Source organism: Mixta gaviniae, from assembly GCF_002953195.1.
Classification (GTDB): domain Bacteria; phylum Pseudomonadota; class Gammaproteobacteria; order Enterobacterales; family Enterobacteriaceae; genus Mixta; species Mixta gaviniae.
This window is the reverse complement of sequence record NZ_CP026377.1, coordinates 1,008,346-1,033,585: the sequence shown is the minus strand read 5'-3', so window position 1 is coordinate 1,033,585 and position 25,240 is coordinate 1,008,346. Positions and strand designations below refer to the sequence as shown.

Annotated in this window: 18 protein-coding genes; 6 read left to right on the top strand and 12 right to left on the bottom strand. The window is 60.2% G+C overall.

The window, feature by feature from the left end; genetic code table 11:
• The first annotated feature begins 60 nt into the window (after positions 1-60).
• Positions 61-888: a 2,3,4,5-tetrahydropyridine-2,6-dicarboxylate N-succinyltransferase gene (gene dapD / locus C2E15_RS04725; protein ID WP_104959083.1), complete on the top strand. Its 828-nt coding sequence runs from the start codon at positions 61-63 to the stop codon at positions 886-888.
• A gap of 535 nt (positions 889-1,423) precedes the next feature.
• Positions 1,424-1,816 (top strand): DUF3461 family protein, encoded by a 393-nt coding sequence (locus C2E15_RS04720; RefSeq protein ID WP_038628074.1) that lies wholly within the window; start codon positions 1,424-1,426, stop codon positions 1,814-1,816.
• A 37-nt stretch (positions 1,817-1,853) separates the two neighbouring features.
• Here C2E15_RS04720 and C2E15_RS04715 read toward each other — a convergent pair whose 3' ends face one another.
• The 3 genes from C2E15_RS04715 to dgt all read right to left on the bottom strand — a co-directional run bounded on the left by C2E15_RS04715 (position 1,854) and on the right by dgt (position 6,296).
• Positions 1,854-3,011, bottom strand: a complete 1,158-nt coding sequence (locus C2E15_RS04715; RefSeq protein ID WP_104956345.1) for a CdaR family transcriptional regulator — start codon at positions 3,009-3,011, stop codon at positions 1,854-1,856.
• Between the two features lie 217 nt (positions 3,012-3,228).
• Positions 3,229-4,656 (bottom strand): serine endoprotease DegP, encoded by a 1,428-nt coding sequence (gene degP / locus C2E15_RS04710; RefSeq protein ID WP_104956344.1) that lies wholly within the window; start codon positions 4,654-4,656, stop codon positions 3,229-3,231.
• Positions 4,657-4,805: 149 nt separating this feature from the next.
• Positions 4,806-6,296 (bottom strand): dGTPase, encoded by a 1,491-nt coding sequence (gene dgt / locus C2E15_RS04705; protein WP_104956343.1) that lies wholly within the window; start codon positions 6,294-6,296, stop codon positions 4,806-4,808.
• Between the two features lie 104 nt (positions 6,297-6,400).
• Between dgt and mtnN the strand changes: the two genes are divergently transcribed.
• From mtnN to C2E15_RS04690, 3 genes are all read left to right on the top strand, one after another.
• Positions 6,401-7,099, top strand: coding sequence for a 5'-methylthioadenosine/S-adenosylhomocysteine nucleosidase (mtnN, locus tag C2E15_RS04700; RefSeq protein ID WP_104956342.1), 699 nt, complete (start codon positions 6,401-6,403; stop codon positions 7,097-7,099).
• Positions 7,092-7,892 (top strand): vitamin B12 ABC transporter substrate-binding protein BtuF, encoded by an 801-nt coding sequence (gene btuF / locus C2E15_RS04695; protein ID WP_104956341.1) that lies wholly within the window; start codon positions 7,092-7,094, stop codon positions 7,890-7,892. The genes mtnN and btuF overlap by 8 nt, the downstream gene beginning before the upstream one ends.
• Positions 7,893-7,992: 100 nt before the next feature.
• Positions 7,993-8,247: a hypothetical protein gene (locus C2E15_RS04690; RefSeq protein ID WP_104956340.1), complete on the top strand. Its 255-nt coding sequence runs from the start codon at positions 7,993-7,995 to the stop codon at positions 8,245-8,247.
• 52 nt (positions 8,248-8,299) lie between these two features.
• On the opposite strand, the gene erpA is transcribed toward C2E15_RS04690, so the two are convergent.
• Both erpA and clcA read right to left on the bottom strand, forming a co-directional pair.
• Positions 8,300-8,647 carry an iron-sulfur cluster insertion protein ErpA gene (gene erpA, locus C2E15_RS04685; protein ID WP_104956339.1) on the bottom strand — a complete coding sequence of 116 codons (348 nt, stop codon included), beginning with the start codon at positions 8,645-8,647 and terminating at the stop codon, positions 8,300-8,302.
• An 88-nt stretch (positions 8,648-8,735) separates the two neighbouring features.
• Positions 8,736-10,154, bottom strand: a complete 1,419-nt coding sequence (gene clcA, locus C2E15_RS04680) for a H(+)/Cl(-) exchange transporter ClcA (RefSeq protein ID WP_104959082.1) — start codon at positions 10,152-10,154, stop codon at positions 8,736-8,738.
• 159 nt (positions 10,155-10,313) lie between these two features.
• Here clcA and hemL point away from each other — a divergent pair, with 159 nt between their 5' ends.
• Entirely contained in the window at positions 10,314-11,594 is a 1,281-nt protein-coding gene (gene hemL / locus C2E15_RS04675; RefSeq protein ID WP_104956338.1) for a glutamate-1-semialdehyde 2,1-aminomutase, read from the top strand.
• A gap of 75 nt (positions 11,595-11,669) precedes the next feature.
• Here the strand turns inward: hemL and fhuB are convergent, their stop codons facing one another.
• From fhuB to hrpB, 7 genes are all read right to left on the bottom strand, one after another.
• A complete protein-coding gene (fhuB, locus tag C2E15_RS04670) occupies positions 11,670-13,652 on the bottom strand; it encodes a Fe(3+)-hydroxamate ABC transporter permease FhuB (protein WP_104956337.1) in 1,983 nt (660 codons plus the stop codon).
• On the bottom strand, positions 13,652-14,527 hold the full coding sequence (gene fhuD / locus C2E15_RS04665; protein ID WP_104956336.1) for a Fe(3+)-hydroxamate ABC transporter substrate-binding protein FhuD: 876 nt from the start codon (positions 14,525-14,527) through the stop codon (positions 13,652-13,654). The genes fhuB and fhuD overlap by 1 nt, the downstream gene beginning before the upstream one ends.
• A gap of 15 nt (positions 14,528-14,542) precedes the next feature.
• Positions 14,543-15,337: a Fe3+-hydroxamate ABC transporter ATP-binding protein FhuC gene (gene fhuC, locus C2E15_RS04660; RefSeq protein ID WP_104956335.1), complete on the bottom strand. Its 795-nt coding sequence runs from the start codon at positions 15,335-15,337 to the stop codon at positions 14,543-14,545.
• A gap of 52 nt (positions 15,338-15,389) precedes the next feature.
• Entirely contained in the window at positions 15,390-17,507 is a 2,118-nt protein-coding gene (gene fhuA, locus C2E15_RS04655) for a ferrichrome porin FhuA (RefSeq protein WP_425438037.1), read from the bottom strand.
• 292 nt (positions 17,508-17,799) lie between these two features.
• The gene (locus tag C2E15_RS04650; protein ID WP_104959081.1) at positions 17,800-19,749 is read right to left on the bottom strand and encodes a methyl-accepting chemotaxis protein; all 1,950 of its coding nucleotides are present in this window, start codon (positions 19,747-19,749) and stop codon (positions 17,800-17,802) included.
• A 353-nt stretch (positions 19,750-20,102) separates the two neighbouring features.
• Entirely contained in the window at positions 20,103-22,643 is a 2,541-nt protein-coding gene (gene mrcB / locus C2E15_RS04645) for a bifunctional glycosyl transferase/transpeptidase (protein WP_104956333.1), read from the bottom strand.
• Positions 22,644-22,744: 101 nt separating this feature from the next.
• The gene (hrpB, locus tag C2E15_RS04640; RefSeq protein ID WP_104956332.1) at positions 22,745-25,234 is read right to left on the bottom strand and encodes an ATP-dependent helicase HrpB; all 2,490 of its coding nucleotides are present in this window, start codon (positions 25,232-25,234) and stop codon (positions 22,745-22,747) included.
• Positions 25,235-25,240: the final 6 nt, after the last annotated feature.

Genomic DNA, 25,240 nt, shown 5'->3' with positions numbered 1-25,240 from the left:
AGCAGCGGGGATCTGCGTCCTTGCCCAACGGTGAATGCAATAACCAGGATGAAAATGCAAATGCAACAGTTACAGAGTGTTATTGAGCGCGCGTTCGAGTCACGCGCAGACATCACGCCCGCCAACGTCGATGCGGAAACGCGCGACGCGGTGAACCAGGTCATCGCCCTGCTCGACAGCGGCGCGCTGCGCGTCGCTGAGAAGATCGATAGCGAATGGGTGACCCACCAGTGGCTGAAAAAGGCGGTGCTGCTCTCTTTCCGCATCAATGACAATCAGGTAATTGACGGGGCCGAAAGCCGTTTCTACGACAAGGTACCGATGAAATTCGCCGACTATGACGAAGCGCGCTTCAAGAAAGAGGGCTTCCGTGTGGTGCCGCCGGCCGCCGTGCGTCAGGGCGCCCATATCGCCCGCAACACCGTATTAATGCCTTCCTATGTCAACATCGGCGCCTTTGTCGATGAAGGCTCTATGGTGGATACCTGGGCAACCGTAGGTTCCTGCGCGCAGATCGGCAAAAATGTGCATCTCTCCGGCGGCGTGGGCATCGGCGGCGTACTGGAGCCGCTGCAGGCGAACCCGACCATCATCGAAGATAACTGCTTTATCGGCGCGCGTTCTGAAATCGTGGAAGGCGTGATCGTCGAAGAGGGTTCAGTGATCTCCATGGGCGTTTATATCGGTCAAAGCACCAAAATTTACGATCGGGAAACCGGCGAAATTCATTATGGCCGCGTGCCTGCCGGCTCCGTGGTGGTTTCCGGCAACCTGCCGTCGAAAGATGGCGCATACAGCCTCTACTGCGCCGTGATCGTGAAGAAAGTCGATGCGAAGACGCGCGGTAAAGTTGGCATCAACGAGCTACTGCGCACCATTGATGAGTAACAACTGATCCTGCGCCCCGCCCGCTGTGGCGGGCCTGTCCCTGCTTTGCTGCTCTGCATCTTCCCGGTTAGCCTGCCCGCCCTGCCCTCACGCTATCAGCCTGCTCCAGCGTTTTGCGCGCGCCGTGTTGTCTGCTCACCTTCGTGTTATCGGCTTGCCTTCGTGTTGTCGGCCCGCCTTCGTGTTATCTGCCCGCCTTCGTGTTGTCGGCCCGCCTTCGTGTGCCTGCTTGCCTCTGCGCTTTGCGTTTTGCGCTTGTGCCGGCGCTTTGCACCCGTCCCGGCCTTTCCGCTGCGTTTTTTCTTTTATCCCTCACGTCCGCAACAAATTAAAGGTGCGTTTATTTTTTACGCAGGCGATAATTCAGCTCAGTCATTTCTGCGCCGCGATGTCCCGAAAGTTGTGGTTTAAGTCTACAGTGATCACTGGTGCTTTTTCCTGCGCAGGCAGGAAGCCCGTGCGGTCTTCATGGCCAACGTAAAGTGTAATGGAACCGTTGCGACGCCCCAATTTCACGTTCACAGGAAGCTTTGTTATGTATGACAATTTAAAAAGCCTGGGCATTTCTAATCCGGAAGATATCGATCGCTACAGTCTGCGTCAGGAAGCCAATAATGACATTCTGAAAATTTACTTCCGTAAAGATAAAGGCGAGTTCTTTGCCAAAAGCGTGAAGTTTAAATATCCGCGCCAGCGTAAAACCGTGGTCGCCGACGGCCTCGGCCAGGGCTATAAGGAAGTCCAGGAGATCAGCCCTAACCTGCGCTACGTGATCGACGAGCTGGATCAAATCTGCCAGCGCGATCAGGTGGAGATCGATCTGAAGCGCAAAATTCTCGACGACCTGCGTCATCTGGAGAGCGTGGTCTCCAACAAGATCGCGGAAATTGAATCCGATCTGGATAAGCTAACCCGCAACAGCCGCTAACGGAAATGGCGCCGCGCCGCGCGCGGCGTTCCCCTTCTCAGGGCTGATCATCCAGCTGCAGCGCTACGTAAAGCAGCAACCGGTCGTCAAACTGGTTCAGATTCAGCCCCGTCAGTTCAGAAATCCGGTTTAGCCGGTACTCCAGCGTATTGCGATGAATAAACAGCGCCCGCGCCGTGGCCGACGGCTGCACGTTATGGCTGAACCAGGCGATAAGCGTACGGCGCAGCAGACCATTGTTATCCATCGTTTTAAGCTTCAGCAGCGGGCGCGACAGTTCGTTGGCCTGCCAGCCGCCGCGCAGGCTGTCGAGCAGCACCGGCAGCACCAAATCCTGATAAAAATAGCTGCGCTGATCGGGCATACGCTGCTTGCCCACCGCCATGGTGGTGCGCGCCGTGCGGTAAGAGCGGGCAATGCTGCCCGCGCCGGTGAAGTAGTTGCCCAGCGCGATGCGGATGCGCAGATGGCCGCTCTCTTTCATGCGTGCCAGCAGCTGCTCAACGCGGCGCCGGTGATCATCCCGATCGTAGCGGCCGTGGGCATTCAGCGCCGGTTTCAGCACCACCATCTCGGTCAGCGACACAATGGCGATCAGGTTATCGCGCTCCGGCGTGGTCAACAGCGTTTGCAACTGCTGCAGCTCCGCCATCGCGCTGTCGACGCCCAGCTGGCCGCTGTCCACTTCCACTACCGCCACTACGCGCGGCTGATTGATATCGATCCCCAGCCGCTGCGCCCACTCCATCAGCGCCGGCGAAAGCGTCTCGCTGCGGATCAGATTCAGTACCAGCTCTTCGCGCAGGCGGCTATCCTGCGCCAGCATATGCAGCAACCGCCCCTGTTCCAGCATCATCTCCGCCGTCATGCAGACCAGCTCGCCATACTGGCGCAGCGAAACCGGATCGCCGGTCAACCCGATCACCCCGACAATCTCGCCGGCGATGCGCAGCGGCAGATTGATGCCCGGCCGTACGCCGTGCAGATGACGCGCTACGGCTTCATCAATATCCACGACGCGCGCCTGCGACAGTGCCAGCAGCGCCCCTTCATGCAGTTCGCCGATACGCTCCCGATCGCCACTGCCGATAATGCGGCCGCGCGCGTCCATCACGTTGACGTTGCTGTCGATAATCTTCATGGTGCGCGCCACGATATCCTGGGCCAGACGGGCGTCCAGGTGATAGTTAGCCATCATTAGCTCCAGCCATAACAGGGGAGAAACAGCATACGTCGGCCGCTGCGGTGAAGCATTGTGCATTTGCACAAAGCCCCGCTTCGGCTGATAGATTTGCGGCAGATATCACAAAGCGATAAAGAAAAGCGGGCACATAAAAAACGGCCCGGCGAGCAGGCCGCCGGGCCGTAGGGCTGTGGTATGGCGTTCGCGCGACCAGACGGCCGCGGACGCGTTACTGCATCAGCAGGTAAATGCTGCTGTCGCCACGTTTGATATTCAGCGCCAGCACGGAGGGCTTGGTATCCAGTACCTTGCGCAGTTCACCGAGGTTAGTGACCGCCTGCTGGTTTACGCCCAGGATCAGATCATCTTTTTTCAGGCCGATACGCGCAGCGGCACTGTTCGGCTTAACGCTGTCAACGCGTACCCCTTTCTGGCCGTTGACTACCGCGTTGCTCAGGTCTGCGCCTTCAATACCGGTATAGATGGTGGCGGAATCCACTTTATCCTGCGAGCTTTGCTGCAGCTCCACCGTCACTGTCATCGGTTTGCCGTCGCGCAGCAGGCCCAGCTCCAGCTTAGTGCCCACCGGCAGCGAGCCGACTTCGGCGCGCAGAGCGGCAAAGCTGGAAATTTGTTTCTTGTTCAGGGAAACCACTACGTCGCCGGCCTTGATACCCGCCTTCGCGGCGGACGATTTCGGCAGCACCTGGCTGACAAAGGCGCCGCGCTGCGCATCGACCTTCATCGCTTTCGCCAGTTCGGAGTTCAGCTCGGTCCCCATAATGCCCAGCTCGCCGCGTTTCACCTGGCCGAACTCCACCATCTGCGCGGTAAGATTTTTCACCATATTGCTGGGAATGGCGAAACCGATGCCGATATTGCCGCCATCCGGCGCGAGGATCGCGGTATTGATGCCGATCAGCTCGCCGTTCAGGTTCACCAGCGCGCCACCGGAGTTGCCACGGTTAATGGCGGCGTCGGTCTGAATGAAGTTCTCATAGTTTTCCACGTTCAGGCCGCTGCGGCCCAGTGCGGAGACAATGCCGGAGGTCACGGTTTCGCCGAGGCCGTAAGGGTTGCCGATCGCCACGGTGTAGTCGCCGACGCGCAGGCTGTCGGAGTCGGCGATTTTAATGGCGGTGAGGTTTTTAAAATCTTGCAGCTGCACCAGCGCGATATCGGAGCGCGGATCTTTGCCGATCACTTTCGCGTCATAACGGCGTCCGTCGCTGAGCTGCACCTGGATCTTCGTCGCGTTATCAACCACATGGTTATTGGTCACCACATAGCCTTTCTCAGCATTGATCACCACGCCGGATCCCAGCGCGCGGAATTTTTGCTGCGGCGCGGCGTTGCCGCCCGGCGCTGCGCCCTGACACATCGGCGAGTTCTGGAACGGCGAGCCATCCTGACAGAACGGCGAGTTATCGCCAAAGAACTGTTGGAACTGCGGCGGCAGGCGCGGCGTGCGAACGCTGGTACTGCCTTCGACATTGATGCTCACTACGGAGGGCATCACTTTTTCCAGCATCGGCGCCAGGCTGGGTAATTGCTGAGTGGAAGAGGAGGCGGTTTCAGCCGCCATCACATACGCCGGGCTCATCGCCATGCCCAGGCTCAACGCCAGCGCGCTTAATACAAGAGTTGTTTTTTTCATTCGTCTGTTACTCGTATCGGATCAATGAAGCTAACCATCGCAAGGGTGGTGTTGATGAGATTAATCTTTTACCGCAAAGTTCATCAGTAACTTTTTGGCAAAAGTAAAAAAATATTCTGCATCTTTACAAAACTCCTTTTATTACTTCACTATTCAACCGCCATTAAGCGCCGGTATTCATCCCAGGCGTACAGGTCGGTCATTCCACTAATATAATCCTGAATCAGACGCGCGCGGTAATAACGCTCCCACAACAGCCGTTGATATTTATGTTCAATCTTAACCGTACGCATATGCTGCTGGTAGGCGCGCCGGTGCTTGCCGGAGAGCTTATGAAACAGTCGGGTTTCAATAGGATGTCCGGCGAGGAAATCGTCCGTCATCAGCGTGGTGAAAGCTTCGTAATTAAGCGCTAACAGCGGCTGATAAATATCCAGCAAACCTTTTATCACACGATAGCCCTGTAATTCCAGCTGCTCAACTTCCGAGTGATTAAATACGTGGCGGCGGGCGACGGTTTTAAATAAGGCCAGCAGACGCCCCTCTTCGCCCTCATCCTCCAGCAGCGCATGATTGAAGTCGCCGTTAAATATTGCCTCGAGATTATTTACAAAGCGGTTAACCGCATGGCTGACCAGCACATTCTGCACGCTGACGCGCAGCGACATAAAAAACTGGTCGCTGCGGCCGCGTATCTTTTTGCCGTTGGCCTCCCGCCAGGCGTAGCCGATGGTGCGGCTGAAGGCGTCGCCGGGACGCACCGGCCCCCACTGTTTTTCCAGATAGCCATAAAGCGTATCGACGTTAAAAATCGCCTTCTCAACGGCATCGTCGAGGTCGGCGATACAGTAGGAGATATCGTCCGCCGCCTCCATAATCCAGGTGAGCGGAAAGCGGTGATGCTCTTGCAGTTGAGTAGCAGCGCGCAGCTCGGCGATATAGTGGCGTTCGGAGAGATAAAAACCCGGCTTTTTCATCAGGGTAGTGAACTGCGCAGGCTTCTCGCCCTGCCACCAGGCGGGCGCGGTATATTTCAGGATGCAGGCGACCTGGCTGTAGGTCAGGTTCAGCTGCAGCAGCGTATGCACCAGGCGGATCGCCTGCGCATTGCCCTCGAAATGGCAGAGATCCTGGCGGATCATCGCATTCAGCTGGCTAAAGGCGTCGCGCTGCTCCTCCCCTTCGACGCCGGCGATCAGCGGATCCACCAGCTCCGCCGGCAGGTTGGCGTCAAACCAGTCATTGATGGCCGCCTCGCCGAAGTGGCCGAACGGCGGATTGCCGACGTCATGCAGCAGGCAGGCCATCTCGACCAGGCTTTCAAAGGCGCCCGCCAGCTCCTGCAGGCCATACTGCTCCAGCCCGCCGCGCGTTTTCAGCGTTTCGAGGATCTCTTTGGCGATATAGCGGCCGGTCTGCTGTACCTCCAGCGAATGGGTCAGGCGCGAGCGTACCGCGGCGTTGCGCTCCAGCGGAAACACCTGCGTCTTCTGCTGCAGCCGGCGAATGGCGGCGGAATTGATAATGCGTCCGCGATCGCTTTCAAAATGGCGCGTAATCGCGTACTCGCCCTGCGGCGCTTCCCGGCTGTTCCACGGGCGTTGAAAGCTGATGCGCTGCCGGAAATTAATCTTCTCCATCGATTCCCCTTGTTTCTGCATGAAAACATCTCCCCGCGGGCATGTGGTAGACTATGCAACACTTCAAACGCTGAATTCCACCTTAATTACAGGCGAGCAACTCTATGAAAGCAGGCATTATTGGCGCGATGGAGCAGGAAGTTACCCTGCTGCGCGATAAAATCGAAAACCGTGAAACTCTTTCCATCGCCGGCTGCGATATTTATACCGGCACCCTGAACGGCGTCGAGGTCGCGCTGTTGAAATCGGGCATCGGCAAAGTTTCCGCAGCGATGGGTACCGCGCTGCTGCTGGAGCGCTGCCGTCCGGACGTGGTGATCAATACCGGATCGGCGGGCGGCCTCGCCTCTTCGCTGAAGGTTGGCGATATCGTGGTGTCGGACGAAGTGCGCTATCACGACGCCGACGTCACCGCGTTCGGCTACGAGCCGGGCCAGATGGCGGGCTGTCCGGCCGCTTTTCCGGCCGACGCCAGGCTTATCGCCGCGGCGGAAAACTGCATCGCGCAGCTGAACCTGCATGCGGTGCGCGGCCTGGTAGTGAGCGGCGATGCCTTTATCAACGGCGCAGAGCCGCTGGCGCGCATTCGCGCCACCTTCCCGCAGGCGATTGCAGTAGAGATGGAAGCGACGGCTATCGGCCACGTATGTCATCAGTTCGCCACGCCGTTCGTGGTGATCCGTGCCATTTCCGACGTGGCGGATCAGGAATCACACCTGAGCTTCGAAGAGTTCCTCAGCGTGGCGGCGAAGCAGTCCTCCCTGCTGGTGGAGACGCTGCTGGGCGAGCTGGCGCGTGGCTAAACGGCTGCTGGCGCTGCTGGCGCTCTGGCTGTTCGCGGCCGTTGTTGCCGCCGCGCCGCGCGTCATCACCCTGGCGCCGCACCTTACCGAACTCGCCTTTGCCGCCGGCATTACGCCGGTGGCAGTCAGCGCCTGGTCCGATTATCCGCCGCAGGCGAAACAGCTTGAGCAGGTGGCCAACTGGCAGGGCGTCAAGCTGGAGCGCATTCTGGCGCTAAAGCCGGATCTGGTGCTGGCCTGGCGCGGCGGCACGCCGCAACGCCAGATTGATCAGCTACGCGCGCTGGGCGTGCGGGTGATGTGGCTTGATCCTGCGACCATTGATGACATTCCCGACGCATTGCGTCAGCTCGCCCCATGGAGCCCGCAGCCGCAGCAGGCGCAGGCCGCCGCCGATCGGCTGGCGGCGCGCTTCACGGCGCTGCGCCAGCGTTATGCCGGCCTGCCGCGTCAGCGCGTCTTTCTCCAGTTTGGCCAGCAGCCGCTGTTTACTGCCGCGCGCAATACGCTGCAAAACCAGCTGGTCGCGCTGTGCGGCGGCGAAAACATCTTCGCCGATAGCGCCGTGCCCTGGCCGCAGGTAAGCCGTGAGCAGGTGCTGACGCGCCATCCCGATCTGATCATCGTGCCCGGCGATCGCGACGCTGCCGCCCGCACCGCCCGCTTCTGGCAGCCGCAGCTTGCCGCCCGGGTGATCGCCCTGCCGGAAGACTGGCTAAGCCGCTCTGGCCCGCGCAGCATTCTGGCGGCGGAAAAGCTCTGTCAGACGCTGCAAACGACGCCAGCTAACTAAAGATTTCTCCCTTTTTACCGATAGCAATATTACCGAGCGGCAAAATAATAATCGCCGCCGGCTTCAGGCGTGCTAAGCGCTTTTACACCGGGAAACCACCATGAAAGCTCTGCTTTTTGCCTGCGGGCTATTAGCAACGGGCGGCGCCTGCGCGGCGACCCTCTCCGGCAGCATAGACGTCAGGCTGACGATTTATACACAGTGCCAGGTAGATGGCCAGCACGCGACCGTGCGCGGCCAGCCGACAATACGCTGCGGGCAGCAGCCTGCCGCTCAACCGAAAGTCACATTAAGCACGCTGGAAAAGGAGGCGAAGATCAAACAGGAGACGCGCCTGATTACCGTAGAATGGTAACGGCGGCAAAAAACAGATGGGCTTTACCCAACAGGTAAAGCCCATTTTCTTATCAGATGCTGAACGACGAACCGCAGCCGCAGGTGGTTTTCGCATTGGGGTTGGTTACGATAAAACGAGAACCTTCCAGACCCTCGGTATAATCCACCGAACCGCCCACCAAATACTGCAGGCTCATCGGATCGACCACCAGCGATACGCCGGATTTCTCAATGGTCATATCGCCGTCGTTGATCTTATCGTCGAAGGTGAAGCCGTACTGGAAACCGCTGCAGCCGCCGCCGGTGATATAGACGCGCAGTTTCAGATCGGGATTCTCTTCGTCGGCGATCAGGGTTTTAACCTTGCTGGCTGCCGCATCGGTAAACTGCAGCGGCAGTGCTGCTACTTCATCACTCATTGAAACGCTCCGCAGTTAATCAGGTCGCAACCTGTCAGGCCAGAAATGGCCGTGCTTGTCAATATTATCTAATAGCCTGGTACAGCAATCAAGCATTGGCCCTCGCACTCTGTGCCTTTTCCGCTTCCTGCTGCGCCTGCTGTTTCGCCAGCGTGCGCGCCAGCAGTGAGGAGTAAAGCGGCTTGCCGCCGAGAAACTGCGCTACCAGCGTGGCGCCGAGACAGGTAATGATCATCGGCAGAATCAGCTGATAATTATCGGTCATCTCCAGCACCAGCACGATGCCGGTCAGCGGCGCGCGCACCGAGGCGGCGAACAGCGCCCCCATTCCGGCGATGGCGAAGGTGCCAGGATCGAGCGTCAGCGCCGGCAGCAGCGTAGCGCACGCCATGCCGAAGGCGGTGCCGAGCAGCGTGCCGAGCGCCAGCATCGGCGCGAAAATGCCACCCGGCGCGCCGGAGCCGAAGCAGAGCAGCGTGGTGATCACCCGCGCGATAAAGATAAACAACAGCATCCCCACGCTATAGTGCCCCGCCGCCGCGATGGGGATCAGGCTAAAGCCGCCGCCGGCCGCCTCCGGCTCGATCACTGCAAGGATGCCGCACACTCCACCCAACAGCGCGCCGATCGCCAGCGCCTTTTTCATCACGCCGCCATGCAGCCGCTGGAAAAGATCCTGCGTGCGAAAAATCAGCGCATTAAACAGTACGCCGACGATGCCGAACAGCATCCCCAACACCAGATAGAGCCACAGCGTATTGATCGGCGCGCTGGAGAGCCTGCCGACGGCGATCACCGCCTGTTCGCCATTGAAATAGCGAAAAACGATGCTCGACATGATCACGCCGATAAACACCGCCTTAATCGAAATCAGGCTATAGCGAAACTGCAGGCGCATCTCTTCAATAATAAACAGGATGCCCGCCAGCGGCGCGTTGAAGGCGGCCGAAAGCCCGGCGGCGGCGCCGGTCGCCAGTAGCGAGTGGCGCGCCTCGGCGCTGCGCATGCGGAACAGATCCAGCACCATGCGTCCAACGTTGCCGCCCAGCTGCACAGTCGGCCCTTCCCTGCCCAATACCATTCCCGCGCCCAGCGTGCCCATGCCGCCGAAAAATTTCACCGGCAGGACGCGCCACCAGCGCACCGGCCGCAACTCCTCCAGCGCGCCTTCAATTTCCGGAATGCCGGAGCCGCCCGCTTCCGGCGCAAAGCGGCGCACCAGCCAGTAGCCGAAGGCCGCCAGCGCGGCGGACAATATAAAGGCCAGCGGAAAGGCCAGCCACAGATGATCGCCGGTAGTGGCCACCACGCTCAGCCGCCAGGCCTGTACCGCATTCACCGCTTTTTCAAAGGCGACGCCCACCAGGCCCGCCAGGGTGCCGACAATGCCGGCGACAATTAAAATGGCGACCGGGGTTTTATCACGGCGCAGCAGCAGGCGCAGAAAATCGGTACGCCGCAGAGGAACCACATGCAGCTGCTCGGTGGAAGTTGGGGTTTCGTTCATTACGCTCGCATCGGAAAGTGAATGAAGGCCGGTATGATACGCCGCGCCGCGCGCCTGGGCAAAAACTGCCGTCATGAACAACAATCTTAGCGTGCGCCTTTCAACGCGCGTATCAGTTCCCGTAGAATAGACGGGTTTTTCTCATTCAGGAGCCGATTCATGAGTAAGTCCGAAAACCTGTATCACCAGGCGCAGCGTTCCATTCCCGGCGGCGTTAACTCGCCGGTGCGCGCCTTTACCGGCGTCGGCGGCGTCCCCTTGTTTATTGAGCGCGCCGACGGCGCCTGGCTGTACGATGCTGACGGCAAAGCCTATATCGACTACGTCGGTTCCTGGGGACCGATGGTGCTGGGCCACAACCATCCGGCGATCCGCAATGCGGTGATCGAAGCGGCGGAACGCGGCCTGAGCTTCGGCGCGCCGACCGAAATGGAAGTGAAAATGGCGGAGCTGGTGTGCGAGCTGGTGCCGTCAATGGAGATGGTGCGCATGGTGAACTCCGGCACCGAAGCGACCATGAGCGCCATTCGCCTGGCGCGTGGCTTCACCCAGCGCGACAAGATCGTGAAGTTCGAAGGCTGTTATCACGGCCACGCCGACTGTCTGCTGGTTAAAGCGGGATCCGGCGCGCTGACCCTCGGCCAGCCGAACTCGCCGGGCGTGCCGGCGGACTTCGCCAAACATACCCTTACCTGCACCTATAACGATCTCGATTCAGTCCGCGCCGCTTTTGAGCAGTATCCGCACGAGATCGCCTGCATTATCGTCGAGCCGGTGGCGGGCAATATGAACTGCATTCCACCGCAGCCCGATTTCCTGCCGGGCCTGCGCGCGCTGTGTGATGAGTTCGGCGCGCTGCTGATCATTGATGAAGTGATGACCGGCTTCCGCGTGGCGCTGGGCGGCGCGCAGGCGTACTACGGCGTGACGCCGGATCTTACCTGCCTCGGTAAAATCATCGGCGGCGGCATGCCGGTGGGCGCCTTCGGCGGACGCCGCGACGTAATGGAAGCGCTGGCGCCGACCGGCCCGGTTTATCAGGCGGGCACTCTCTCCGGCAACCCGATCGCCATGGCCGCGGGCTACGCCTGCCTGACCGAGATCGCTCAGCCCGGCACGCATGCCACCCTGAACGGGTTAACCACGCAGCTGGCGCAGGGGCTGCGCGAAGCGGCGCAGGCGGAAAATATTCCGCTGGTGGTGAACCACGTTGGCGGCATGTTCGGCCTGTTCTTTACCGATGCCGCCGACGTGACCTGCTATGACGATGTAACGCGCTGCGATACTGAGCGCTTTAAGCGCTTCTTCCATCTGATGCTGGAAGAAGGCGTCTATCTGGCGCCGTCGGCGTTTGAAGCGGGCTTTATGTCACTGGCGCACAGCGCAGCAGACATTCAGCGCACCGTTGACGCCGCGCGTCGCAGCTTCTCACGCCTCTGATCCTCGCAACAAAAAGGGCGCCGTCCGGCGCCCTTCAAATCATCTGTCATGCAGCGGGCGAGCGCGCCCGCTTTTTTATGTCGCTTTCCGCAGCAGCCAGACAAAATAAGGCGCGCCGATAAAGGTCGCCAGCAGTCCCGCCGGGATCTGGTTCGGAAACGCCGCCATTCTGCCGCACCAGTCAGCAACCAGCATCAATCCCCCACCGAGCAGCGCGGCGACCGCCAGCTGCGGCAGCGCGCGCCGGAAGCCCAGCATGCGTGCCATATGCGGCGCCATCAGGCCGACAAAGCTCAGCGGACCGATAGTCAGCGTCGCCGCAGCGGTCAGGGCGGCCGCCAGCAGCAGCAGGGAAAGCCGCACCGGCGTCAGCGCCATGCCGACAGCGCGCGCGGTGGCGCTGCCGAGCGGCAGGATAGTCAGCCAGCGGCTGGCGAAAGGCGCGATGCAAACCAAGACCACCGCCACCAGCGCGGTACGCAGCGCCTGCGGCGCATCGACGCCGTAGGTAGAGCCCGAGATCCAGGTCAGCAGCTGCGCCATGCGCGGATCGCCGCTGGCCAGCAGCATCGCCAACAGGGTGGTGAACGCGGTGCTGAACGCCATCCCCGCCAGCAACATACGCTCAGGCGAGAAGCCGCCGCGTCCGGCCACCATCATGATCAGCAGCAGCGTCACCGCCGCGCCGAGGCTGCCCGCCGGCAGCAGCCAGCCAAAGGCATCGCCCGGGACCAGAAACAGCATTAACACCACGCCGCACGCTGCGCCGGAGCTGATGCCCAGCACTTCCGGGCTGGCCATCGGATTACCGGTCAGTCGCTGGATCACGCTGCCCGCCACGCCGAGCATCACGCCTGCCGCCAGCGCCGCCGCCATGCGCGGCGCGCGCCACGGCTGCAGCTGATGCCACAGCTCGCCGCTGGCCCACTGCCAGCCCTGCGCGTCGCGCCCCAGCGAAAGCGCCATGGTCGCCAGCAGCAGCAGCACGCCCAGCGCCGCCAGCAGCCAAAGCAGCACATGCTGCCGCTCCGCCGGTACGCTGTCGCCCTGATTAAGCTGCGGCGGCACCGCACCGGTGCGCAGCCGCGGCAGCAGCCAGAGCAGGATCGGCGCGCCGGTCAGCGCGGTTAAGGTGCCGGTGGAGATCTCGCGCCAGTTATCCGCCAGCCAGATCACGCACTGGTCCGCCAGCCAGAGCAGCAGCGCGCCAATCAGCGGTGCCAGCAGCATGCGGCTGAACAGACGCCGCGCGCCGAGCAGCTTCGCCATCAGCGGCGAAAACAGCGCGATAAAGGCGATAATGCCGACCGCATTGACCAGCATTGCGCTAAGAATAATCGCCAGCCCCAGCGCCGCCAGCCGCACCAGCGACAGCGCCATGCCGAGATTTCTGGCGACGCCGTCATCCAGCCCCAGCAGCGTCAGCGGCCGACGCAGCAGCAGCGCCAGCACAAAGCCCGCCAGCAGACGCGGCAGCAAAAAGGTAACGTTGCTCCAGTCCTGCTGACTTAGCGAGCCGGTACTCCAGAGAAACAGGTTCTGCAGCTGATCGTGTTTGAAAATAGCGAATATCTGGTTCACCGCGCCGCAGTAGAGGCTCATCACCAGCCCGGCGAGGATCAGCGTGACCGGCGACAGCCGCTTACCCCAGGCGATGCCGAATACCAGCAGGCCGATCAGCACCGCCCCCGTCATCGCCGCGATCTGCTGCGTCATCTGGCCGCCCGGCAGCGCCCACAGCGTCACCACCGTCAGGCCCAGCTGGGCACCGCTCGCCACGCCCAGCGTCGTCGGCTCCGCCAGCGGGTTGCGCAGGATCTGCTGGAACAGCACCCCCACCAGCCCGAGGCCGGCACCTGCCAGCAGCGCGATCGCCAGCCGCGGCAGCAGGCTAAAGTGGAAGACCATCTGATCGATATCATGGCGATCGGGCTGCCATAACGCCTGCAACCACTGACGCTGCGGCAGATGATGAGTAAGATTGAGCCCGCTTAGCGCCAGCGCAACCAGGAACAGCGCGCCGAGCAGCGTCGCCGGAAAAGTCCAACTTCTGCGCATCATGCCTCCAGCGAGCGATCGAGCGTACGACAAAATTCCATGACCGACAGGGTGGCGCCGTAGAACCAAACGGTCGGCACGCGGCGGAAGCGCTGCTGCCGCACAAAGGGCAGCGACTGCCAGAGTTCTGTGGCGCCAATCTGCGCCATCAGCGCATCGTCGCCGTGGGAAAAGCAGATGGCTTCGGCATTATGCACCGCCGCCAGGCGTTCAATGCCGATAATGGCGCTGCCCCAGAAGTTGGTTTCGCCCTGCCATGCGCTCTGCAGGCCAAGCTGCTGCAGCGCCTCAAGAAACAGGCTGCCCTGGCCAAAGACGATCGCGTGACGGTTGTCAATCAGTGACATCAGCAGCAGCGGACGCGCCGCATAGGGCGCCAGCCGCACGCGCATATCGGCCATAAAGCGGTCGAACATCGCCAGGTGCGCCTGCGCCTGCGGCACTTTATCGATGCGCTGCGCCAGCTGCATCAGCGAGCGCCGCGCCGAACTGAGCGGTTTGCCGTCGCCGCTGTTGAACGCAAAACCCTGACTGGGCGCGATACGCGACAACACCTCCGGCGAGGGGCCGTAACCGCTGGAGTAGAGAATCAGCGAGGGTTGAAGCTGCGTCAGCAGTTCCAGGTTCGGCTCGGTGCGCAGACCGACATCGATCACGCTGGCGGGCAGTTGCGGCTCGCCCACCCAGTCGCGGTAGTTGAAGAGTTCGGCCGCCGCCATCGGCACGACGCCCAGCGCCATCATCAGTTCAATCGGCAGCCACTCAAGGGCGACAATGCGGCGCGCATCGATCGTTTCGGCCCGCAGCGTTTGCTGCCAGAGCAGCGGAGAGAGCGCCATCGCGGTAAGCAGGCGGCGACGAGTTACAGGCAGCATAACCACATCCTTGTATCAGTAAACGAAGCTAACCGGCGCGCCGCCCTGCGGGTGCGGCAGAATGCCCATGGGAATGTTATAGATGCGCTCCAGCACTTCGCCATGCATGATGTCGGCGGGCGTGCCCTGCGCGATCACTTCGCCGGCGCGTAGCGCGACCAGATGATCGCAGTAGCGCGCCGCCATATTGATATCGTGCAGCACCGCGATCACCGTTAAGCCGCGCTGCTGGCTGAGACGCTGGATCAGCGCCAGCACATCGACCTGATGCGCGATATCCAGCGCCGAGGTCGGTTCATCCAGCAGCAGGCAGCGGCTGTTTTGCGCCACCAGCATCGCCAGCCATGCGCGCTGGCGTTCGCCGCCGGAGAGGCTATCCACCAGCCGCTGCGCGAACGGTTTCAGCCCCACCAGCGCGATCGCTTCTTCCACGCGCTCGCGATCCTCTTCGCCGTAGCGTCCCAGCGCGCCGTGCCAGGGATAGCGCCCCACCGCCACCAGCTCGCGCACCGTCATCCCCTCCGCCGCAGGCAGCTGCTGCGGCAGATAGGCGACCTGACGGGCGAACGCTTTGCTGCTCCAGTGTTCTACCGGCTTATCGTTCAGCAGCACCCGCCCTTCGCTGGCCGCATGATGGCGACCGAGCATTTTCAGCAGCGTGGATTTGCCGGAGCCGTTATGGCCGATCAGGCCGGTGACTTTGCCTGCGGGAAAAGTCAGCGAGAGAGGATGGAGCAGCGTGCGCCCCGGCACGCGAAAACTGACGCGGTCGAGCGAGAAAGTTGTTTCCTGTGGCGACGGATATGACATGGTTATCTTCAACGATGACGGGCGCGGCTTGCGCCGCGCCCAGGTGAGTGAGTTAGAAACGGAACGTGGCGGTAGCCACCACCTGGCGCTCGGCACCCCAGAAGCAGCCGTAAGTCTGGAAGCAGCTGGCGACATATTCACGATCCAGCAGGTTATTGACGTTCAACGCAATGCTGGAGCCGTACATGCCGAAGCGGCCAAGATCGTATTTCACTACCGCATCCATTACGGCCGCGCTGCCGACCTTAAAGCTATTCGCCGGATCGCCATAGCTGGAGCCGATAAGACGGCCGCCGGTGCCCAGCGTCAGGCCGCTCAGCGGTCCGCTGTTAAAGGTGTAATCGCCCCACAGCGACGCCATATGCTCTGGCACCTGCTCCGGCGTATTGCCTTTCAATGTGGTGTCTTTGGTGTACTCCGCATCGGTATAGGTATATGACGCCGTGACGTTAACATTTGGCGTAACGGCGGCTTTTGCTTCCAGCTCTACGCCGCGCGAACGAATTTCTCCACCCTGGATAGAGCTGTATGCGTTGACAGGATCAGCCATTAGATTGTTAGTTTTAGTTAGCTGATAAAGCGCTGCGGTCAACACAATCGGGCGATCTTTCGGCACATATTTTACACCCGCTTCATACTGACGTCCTTTAGAGGGTTTAAAAGTGGTGCCTGCATAGCCTGCGCCTGAATTAGGCTCAAACGATTCGCTATAACTGACGTAAGGCGTGATGCCATTATCGAACAGGTAGTTCAGCCCTACGCGGCCGGTAAACTGGCGATCGCTGCGCTCGGTATAAGTGTTTTGCTGATACGCGCGCGTCGACTGCTTCAGCCAGTCATAGCGTCCGCCCGCCGTCAGAACAAAGTGATTCCACTCCATCTGATCCTGAACATAAAGCCCGGTTTGCTTCTGTTTATTCTGCTGATAAGGCGTCGCATCGCCAAAATTATAATCTTCATAAATCGGATTACGTAAATCGAGATCGGTACCGACACCAAATATAGCGTTGATATCATTACGCATCTGCTGGAAATCGACGCCGGTAAGCAGCGTATGTTGTACGGCGGCAGTATCAAATTTGCTTTCCAGCTGCGTATCAACCGCAAAGTTATGCAGCTTCTCATTATCAACGACGGTATTACGCTTCAAAAGATAAGGATTAGTCGCGTCGATTCCGAAACCATACAGGCTTTTCTGCGACGTTTTCGCTTCTACGTAGCGCAAGTTTTGACGTACCGTGAAGGTATCGTTAAAGCCATGCTCGAAGCTATAGCCGACTAATTTATGCGACAGCGAGTAGCTATTATTACGCGCGCCTTCGTTGAAATCGACCGGCAAGCGGGAACCGTTCGGCAGAGGCTCTACCGTTCCCTCTTTAGGCAACCAGCCGTAGTAACCGGTTTCCGGTGAGTCTTGCAAATTAGCCAGCAGCGTCAGGTTAGTTTTATCATCCGGACGCCAGGTAAAAGCGGGGGCGATCGCATAGCGCTTCTGTTTAGCAAACTGCTGCTGATCATCGTTGGAGCGCGCTACGCCAGTCAGTCTATATGAATAGACGCCCGCATCATCCAGCGCGTCGCTGAAGTCAAAGCCGGTCTGCCAGAGATTATCGGTACCCATTTTGAACTGCACTTCACGCAACCGTTCCGTGGTTGGTCTTTTGCTGACCATGGTGATAATTCCACCAGGGCTGCTCTTGCCATACAACACTGACGTTGGCCCGCGCAGCAGTTCTACGCGCTCAAGCATATAAGGATCGATAATCACTTCGTTATAGAAGTCGCCCTGAAGCTTGAGGCCATCCAGATAGTTATTCTGATTCACTGAGCCGAAGCCACGGATTTTAACCGCGTCGTAGGTATTTGATGCGCCGCGCGTAGAAACCGTAATACCTGGCGTATAGCCCAATACCTCTTTCACCGACGCGGGCTGATGGATATCCATCTCCTGACGCGTTACCACCGAAATCGACTGCGGGTTCTTCTCAATTGGCGTATCGGTTTTGGTGCCGGTGGCGCTCTGTTTGGCGGCGATGGTCGGCGCCGGTCCCCATGCGCTCTCCTGCGGCGCGGCGGCGGAAGCGTCCACAACCAGGGTTTCTTCAGCGGCAAACGCCGGGCCGCCTACCAGGGCAACGGCAATCAGGGCCGCCAGCGGCCGCTTCAGCATGCCCGCCGAAGCGGATGCCGCCAGGATATTTTTACGCGCATTAGCCATTATCTTTTCTCTGAGTGAAAAACGGGATGTAAACGTAAACGAGAATTATTCTTATGCTTATTATTGTGGTTGGATAATATGCGAAACAATCTTCGTTCTGCAAGCGCTAATAGCGGCCGACAGCCCTGCTGCGGCGAGGTTTAACCCAACCGATTGCACACTATGCGGTAGATCAAAAAGGGCGCTGCCTGCGCGCGCCCAAATAAAGAAAATCACCCGTCTTCTGACGGGCGCAGACCGCCGCTTATACGCGGCTGATAGCCGTTTCAGGCGTGCGAAACACTGAGACCGTCTCGCGCAGTGCCTGCGCCTGCTCCGCCATTGATACTGAGGCGGCGGCTGACTGCTCCACCAGCGTGGCGTTCTGCTGCGTCGTGGTGTCCATCTGGCTGACGGCGATATTGATTTGCGAGACGCCGGCGCTTTGCTCTTTGGAAGAGGTAGAGATCTCTTTAACCAGCTGCGTGGTCTGCTCAATCGCCGTGACGCTCTGATTCACCTTCTCGCGGGCGTCCTGCACCATATTGATGCCCTGCACCGAATGGTTCACCGATTGCTCAATCAGCTGCTTGATTTCCCTGGCGGCAGTGGCCGAACGCTGCGCCAGCGCACGCACCTCGCCCGCTACCACGGCAAACCCTTTGCCATGCTCGCCGGCGCGCGCCGCCTCTACCGCCGCGTTCAGCGCCAGAATATTGGTCTGGAAAGAGATGCCATCAATCACGCCGATAATCTCCTGAATCTGCCCGGAGCTGGCGGTGATCTGCTCCATCGAAGTCAGCACCGATTCCATCGCCTCTCCGCCGGAGAGCGCGGCGCGGGTAGCCGCCTCCGCGATTTCAGCGGCGTGGCGCGTATTGTCCGCATTCTGATTAATGATTGAGGCGAGCTGCTCCATGCTGGCGGCGGTTTCCGCCAGAGACGCGGCCTGCTGCTCGGTGCGCGCAGAGAGGTCCTGATTGCCGTTGGCGATCTCTTCTGAAGAACAGGCAATGCGGTCGGCGTTCTCCTTGATGGAGAACACCAGCATCGAGAGCCTGCCGGTCATCTCGCTCAGCGAGCGCAGCAGCGAGGCGGTTTCATTGTTTCCTTCCACGTTGATTTGATGCGTTAAATCGCCAGAGGCGACATTTTTCGCGATGGCGGTAGCCTCATAAAGGGGTTTGGTTACCGTTCTGACAATATAAATCGCAAAGAAGACCATTAATATCACCAGCGCCAGTAACGATCCTGCCAGCCATATTTGCGTTTGACGTTTGCTGTCTGCCTGCTGATTAAGCAGCTCCAGCAATGAATCCGCCGCCTCATTGCCGAGCGACTCGAATTTATCCAGCACATGCGTAAAGCGCGTCATATATTCTTTGCCGCTCAGATGGGTTGCCTGATTCGTATTAAAAATAGTCTGCGCTACCTGCAAAACGTCAGACGCTTCCTGCCAGTTGGATTCCACATCCATGCCAACCTTGCTTTTTAATTCAGGATTGAGCGCAAATGCTTTATCGAAATTCTTACGGAACAGAGCTAGCGTTATTCTGGCCTGCTCGATTTGATAAGCGACACGCATAGCGCCGGTCTCTTTTTTATCCTCTCCCGCCGCCAGTACCGCCACGCCCTCGCTGCGTACACGCGCCAGCCCGTCAATCACGTCGGGAATGCGCGTAAAGGTGCTGAGCATCAGTTGATAGCTGATCAGATCGGCGTCAAGCGACAGCTGGTAGAAATCCAGCACATCCGACACCGTATCCAGCAGGGTGCCGATCAGCTGCTCATGCAGATGGTTGTTCTCGTCCGGCGATAGCCGCTGCCCATCCAGCCTGCGCTGCAGCGTCTCCCACTCTTCAACCACCTGCTGCATCTTTTGCAGCGCCACCTTCGTTCCTGCTTTCGTCAGGGTGTTAAGCAGCTGGCTGTGCAGCTGCTGAGCTTCATTACGGATCGCCATACGCGTTGTCGCCGTCGCTTTTTCACCGCTTATCATCTGATAACTTTCGTTCCAGTGACGCTGATACAGCCCCAGCAGCCTGATCAGCTGCTTTTCTACCGGGATACCGCTGGCTTCAAGACGTTTTACCGCAATCGACTGATTGCCTTCGTTAATGAGTAATGCGGTGGGCAAAATAAAAAGGATAAGGGCTAACATGCCCAGCATCGCTAATTTAGCGGAGAGGTTGATATTCTTTAAAAGGCTTCTCAAGATAAACTCTATTTTCATTCATGAGCAAGGTGGGGAAATAAAACCTGACTGACCGACGCCAGCGATAAACCCGGCATTAACCGCCGTTATTGCCGCTATTTAACATCAATAAATACCATTATTTTATTTGGCTTTAATAATGAAGCTAATTCAGGCCTTCGCCTTTATCCGTCAATAAAAAAAGTAACACAAAGAAAAAGTGCAAAGCAAATAAAAACACATTGATTAACAGCGACGATAAATAACAGAAATATCCGCAAAGCGGCTGACAGGTATAAATTAATCACCGCGCGATTTATTTAAGAAAAAAAAGGCGCGCCTGTCGGCGCGCCCGTTATTACCGCGGCGGCGTATCAGTTGCCGCCGAACATATCTTTAATCCAGCCGGCCACGCCGTCGCTGCTTTCCTGCTGCTGCTGCTGCTGCGGCTGCTGCTGCGGCTGCTGTTGCTGCTGTTGCTGCTGATCCATCTGCTGTTGCTGCATCTGCTGCATCTGCTGCTGTTGCATCTGCTGCTGGCAGAGCGCGTCAGCGTCAGTGGTCCAGACGGGCAAGGTGCGCCAGCTGCTGCTGCCGGTGTTGCAGACAAAGTTGCCAGCGGAATCGACGGCCATTGAGGCGATATCTTCCGGCGGCGTCAGCGTCAGCGGCATCGGAGACTGGTTCTCCAGATAGCGGCGATAGAGCTGCATCGCGCCTGACGAACCGTAGAGCTTCGTCGGCTGGTTGTTGTCGCGGCCCACCCAGGTGATCGCCACCTCTTTGCCGTCGACGCCGGCGAACCAGCTATCGACCTGGCTGTTGGTGGTACCGGTTTTACCCGCCAGATGCGCATTCGGGAACTTCGCGCCCAACGCATGGGCGGTGCCACGCGCGGCCACCTGCTGCATGGTAAACAGTGTCAGGTAGGCCGCCTGCGCCGGCACTACGCGTTCCGCCTGCGGGAAGCTCTGATACAGCACGCTGCCATCTTCGGCGATCACCGAACGCACCGCGGAGAGCGGCGCGCGGTTGCCGCCGCTGGCGATCGACTGAAACGCCTGCGCCACTTCCACCGGCGTCAGGTTCAGGGCGCCCAGCAGCATCGCCGGCACCGGCTGCAGCTGATCTTTCGGCAGGCCAAGCTTCGTCCAGGTGTTGACCACATTCTCCAGACCCAGCGTCATGCCAAGGTTAACCGTCGGCACGTTCATCGAGTTGGTTAACGCATCAACCAGCATCACCTTGCCGCTGAAGCGACGATCGTCGTTCTGCGGTTTCCACACCTGACCGTTGGACATCTTCAGCGCGATAGGCTCATCGGCGATCCAGGTGTTGAGGCGATAAGTGTCGGGCTGTGACAGCGCCGTCAGATAGGTCGCCGGCTTCGCCAGAGAACCGATCGAGCGACGCGCCTGCATTGCGCGGTTGTAACCGGCGAACTGCGGATCGGCACCGCCGACCATTGCGCGTACTTCACCGCTGAAGCGATCGACAATCACCATCGCGGTTTCCAGATCTTTCAGGCCACGCTGTTTCTTCAGCGTCGGAATGCCCTCTTCCACCGCTTTTTCCGCCGCATCCTGCGATACCGGATCGAGGGTGGTGAAGATTTTCACGCCGGAGAGATCTTTCACCTTATCGCCCAGCTTCGCCTGCAGCTCGCCGCGCACCATCTGCATAAAGGCGGGCTGCGGGGTGATCACGCCGCCTTTCGGCTGCACGCCGAGCGGACGTGCGCTGAGCATGTCATACAGCTCCTGGTCGATCACTTTCTGCTGCTGCAGCAGGCGCAGCACCAGGTTGCGTCGCTCCAGCGCCAGCTTCGGATTACGCCACGGGTTATACAGCGACGCACCTTTCACCATGCCCACCAGCAGCGCCTGCTGATCGAGGCTCAGCTCATCCACAGGACGGCCGAAGTAGTAGAGGCTCGCCAGCGGGAAGCCGCGGATCTGATCGTTGCCCGCCTGGCCGAGATAGACCTCGTTCAGGTACAGCTCAAGAATGCGATCTTTGCCGTAGCGCGCATCCATAATCAGCGCCATATAGGCTTCATTGGCTTTACGCCATAGCGAACGCTTGTTGGTGAGGAACAGGTTCTTCACCAGCTGCTGCGTCAGGGTACTGCCGCCCTGCACCGCGCGTCCGGCGGTAATATTCGCCAGGAAGGCGCGGCCGATGGAATAGAAGCTGATGCCGTCATGCTCGTAGAAATGACGGTCCTCGGTGGCGATCAACGTATCCACCAGCAGATCGGGGAAGCCCGCGCGCGGCACAAACAGCCGCTGTTCGCCGTTAGGCGACTGCAGCATGGTGATCAGACGCGGATCGAGACGGAAAAAGCCGAAGTCGCGTCCGTTATCGAGGTTTTTGATTTCGCTCAGCGCATCGCTGCTGAACGTCAGACGTGCGCGGATCTGCCCTTCTTTACTGTCAGGGAAATCGAACGGACGACGAATAAGCTCAATGCTGTTGCCCTGCACGGTAAACTCGCCCGGCCGCGTCATACGCGTCACCTGACGGTACTGGGTGCCTTCCAGCAGTGCGATCATCTCTTTTTTGTTATAGGCCATGCCCGGTTCAAGGCTGACCATACGGCCATAGACCGCCGCCGGCAACTGCCAGACTTTGCCGTCGATGCGGCTGCGGATTTGCGAATCGAGATAGACCCCGTAGGCCGCCATCACCAGCACGCCGATAATAAACAGCTTAATCAGCCATCCCAGCCACTTTCTTTTTTTGCTGCGCGGCGGCCGCCCTTTTCCTTTACGTGGCACCGGTCTTTCCTCCTGGTAATCATCATTCTGTTCGTCGTTATACTCTTCCCTGCGGCGACCCTGGCCGCCCGATTTACGTGGCGGTTTAGGCTGTTTTCCTTTGCGCCCGATAGGTTCGCGATCGTTCCCAGACATTCGTTTCGTTTCTCCAGGGATGGCCTGTTGGCAAGGCCGGTTACTCTGTTCTTACTGCCCGCTTTCGGAAAGCAGAACCCTCCGAAAGCCATACGCTCAGGCTACTGCGGCGCGGCATATTTTTTGGTGCGGCGCGTGGGCGACGCGCTGGCCGGATCGTCGGGCCAGGCGTGCTTAGGGTAGCGCCCTTTCATCTCTTTCTGCACCTGCGGATAAGCACCCTGCCAGAACGCGGCGAGATCGCGGGTGATTTGCAGCGGCCGCTGCGCGGGGGATAACAGCTCCAGCACCAGCGGCACGCGCCCGTCGGCTATCGCCGGATTTTGCGCTTCGCCGAACATCTCCTGCAGGCGCACCGCCAGCGCGGGCGGCTTTTCGCTGTCATAGCGAATCGGCAGGCGGCTGCCGGTCGGCACAGTGTAATGAGTTGGCAACGCACTATCCAGCCGCTGACGTTGCGACCATGTGAGCAAATGTAATAATGCGCTGATGAGGTTGATCTGGCGCAGCCCACGCATGTCGCGCACGCCGTTCATCTCCGGCAGCAGCCAGCTTTCCAGCGTGTCCAGCAGGGTGTCGTCGTCCATTGCCGGCCAGCGCTCTTCCGGCAGCCACTGCGCCGCGCACTGCAGCCGCAGCCGTAACTGTACGGCTTGCGGTGTCCAGTTCAGCGTCGCCAGCCCCTTTTCGCGGATCCAGCGCAGCATCGCCGGGTGCAGCACCTCCGCCTCCGGCTTCGCCAGCGGCGCCGATTTCAGCGCCAGCACGCCGATTTTATCGCGCTGCCACGCGCGCAGCGTGCCCTTCTCTTCGTCCCATTCAACGTCGGTTTCGCTGCGCACCAGGGCGGGAACCTCGCGCTGCAGCGCCGCGATATCGACTGGCAACGCCAGTAGCATGCGCGCCTCGGCCTGCGCGTCGGTCTGCAGCAGCTGCGGCGCGATCAGCCATTCATGACGCGTCAGGGCATCGTCGTGATCGAGCATCGCTCCCGAGCCGCCCGCCAGCTGATAGCGCCCGCTGTCGCCGCGCCGCCGTGCAATACGATCGGGAAACGCCTGCGCCAGCAGCGCCGGTGCCAGTGCGGCGTCGACCGAGCCGCCCGCGCCGTTCAGCCGCTTTTGCAGCTGACGCGCGCGCTGCTGCCAGCCGGCGTGCGCGGTAAACAGGTGATCGCTGAGATTGCGGCTGCCCTGGCGCGGCGGCTCTTCGAGGATCGCCGCAAGACGCGCGGCGGTGGCCAGCGCGTCGTTATCTTGAGCAGCGGTCAGTAGCGCCGCCAGACGCGGCTCGCTGCCCAAAGCAGCCATCGCGCGCCCTTTTGCGGTCAGGCGGCCTTCGCCGTCGATGGCGCCCAGGGTACGCAGTAGCGTTTGCGCTGCCTGCAGCGCAGGTGCCGGCGGCGTATCGATCCAGCTCAGCTGCGCGACGTCGCGGCAGCCCCACTGCAGCAGATCGAGCCACAGCGCGCTGAGATCGCTCTGTAAAATTTCCGGTTCGCTCTGAGCGGCGGCGCGCTCCGCCTGTTCGCGACCGATCAGGTGCAGGCAGATGCCCGGCGACAGACGGCCGGCGCGGCCGGCACGCTGCGTCATCGACGCCTGGCTGACGCGCTGAGTTTGCAGCCGGGTAACGCCGCTGCGCACGTCAAACCGCGCCGCGCGCTCCAGCGCGCTGTCCACCACCAGCCGGATACCGTCGATGGTTAAGCTGGTCTCGGCGATGTTAGTCGCCAGCACCACCTTACGCTTGCCGACAGGCGCCGGCAGAATGGCGCGGCGCTGCGCCGCCAGCGGCAGCGCGCCGTAGAGCGGACAGAGTTCAGTATCGTCATCCACGCGCGACGCCAGCTGATTCTTCACGCGTTCGATTTCGCTTACGCCGGGCAGAAACAGCAGCAGCGAGCCGCTTTCCGCACGCAGCAGCTGCGCCACCTCGCGCGCCACCGCCTCATCAAAGCGCAGCTGCGGCGGCAGGCTGGCGTAGCGCCGCTCCACCGGAAAGCTGCGCCCTTCGGAGGCGATAAGCGGCGCGTCGGGCAGGCGCGCGCTGAGACGCGCGTTATCCAGCGTGGCGGACATGATCAGCAACCGCAGATCGTCGCGCAGGCCCTGCTGCACATCCAGCAACAGCGCCAGCGCCAGATCGGCCTGCAGGCTGCGCTCGTGAAACTCATCGAGAATAACCAGCGATACCCCTTCCAGCATCGGGTCCTGCTGCAGCATGCGCGTCAGGATGCCTTCGGTTACCACCTCCAGGCGGGTCGCGGGCCCACTGCGGCTTTCGCCGCGCATGCGGTAGCCGACCTGGCCGCCCGGCTCCTCGCCCAACTGCTCCGCCAGACGCTGCGCGACATTGCGCGCCGCCAGGCGACGCGGCTCCAGCATAATGATGCGCCCGGCGAAGCCGCCCTGCTGCAACAGCCGCAGCGGCAGCCAGGTCGATTTGCCCGCACCCGTCGGGGCGGCCAGCAGCACCTGAGGCGCCTGCTTCAGCGCGGCCAGCACCTCGGGCAGCACGGCGCTTACCGGTAAATCACTCAAACGAAACTCCGTCCAGCATTGGTCTTCTGATGGTGCGCATTGTAGCATTCCTCT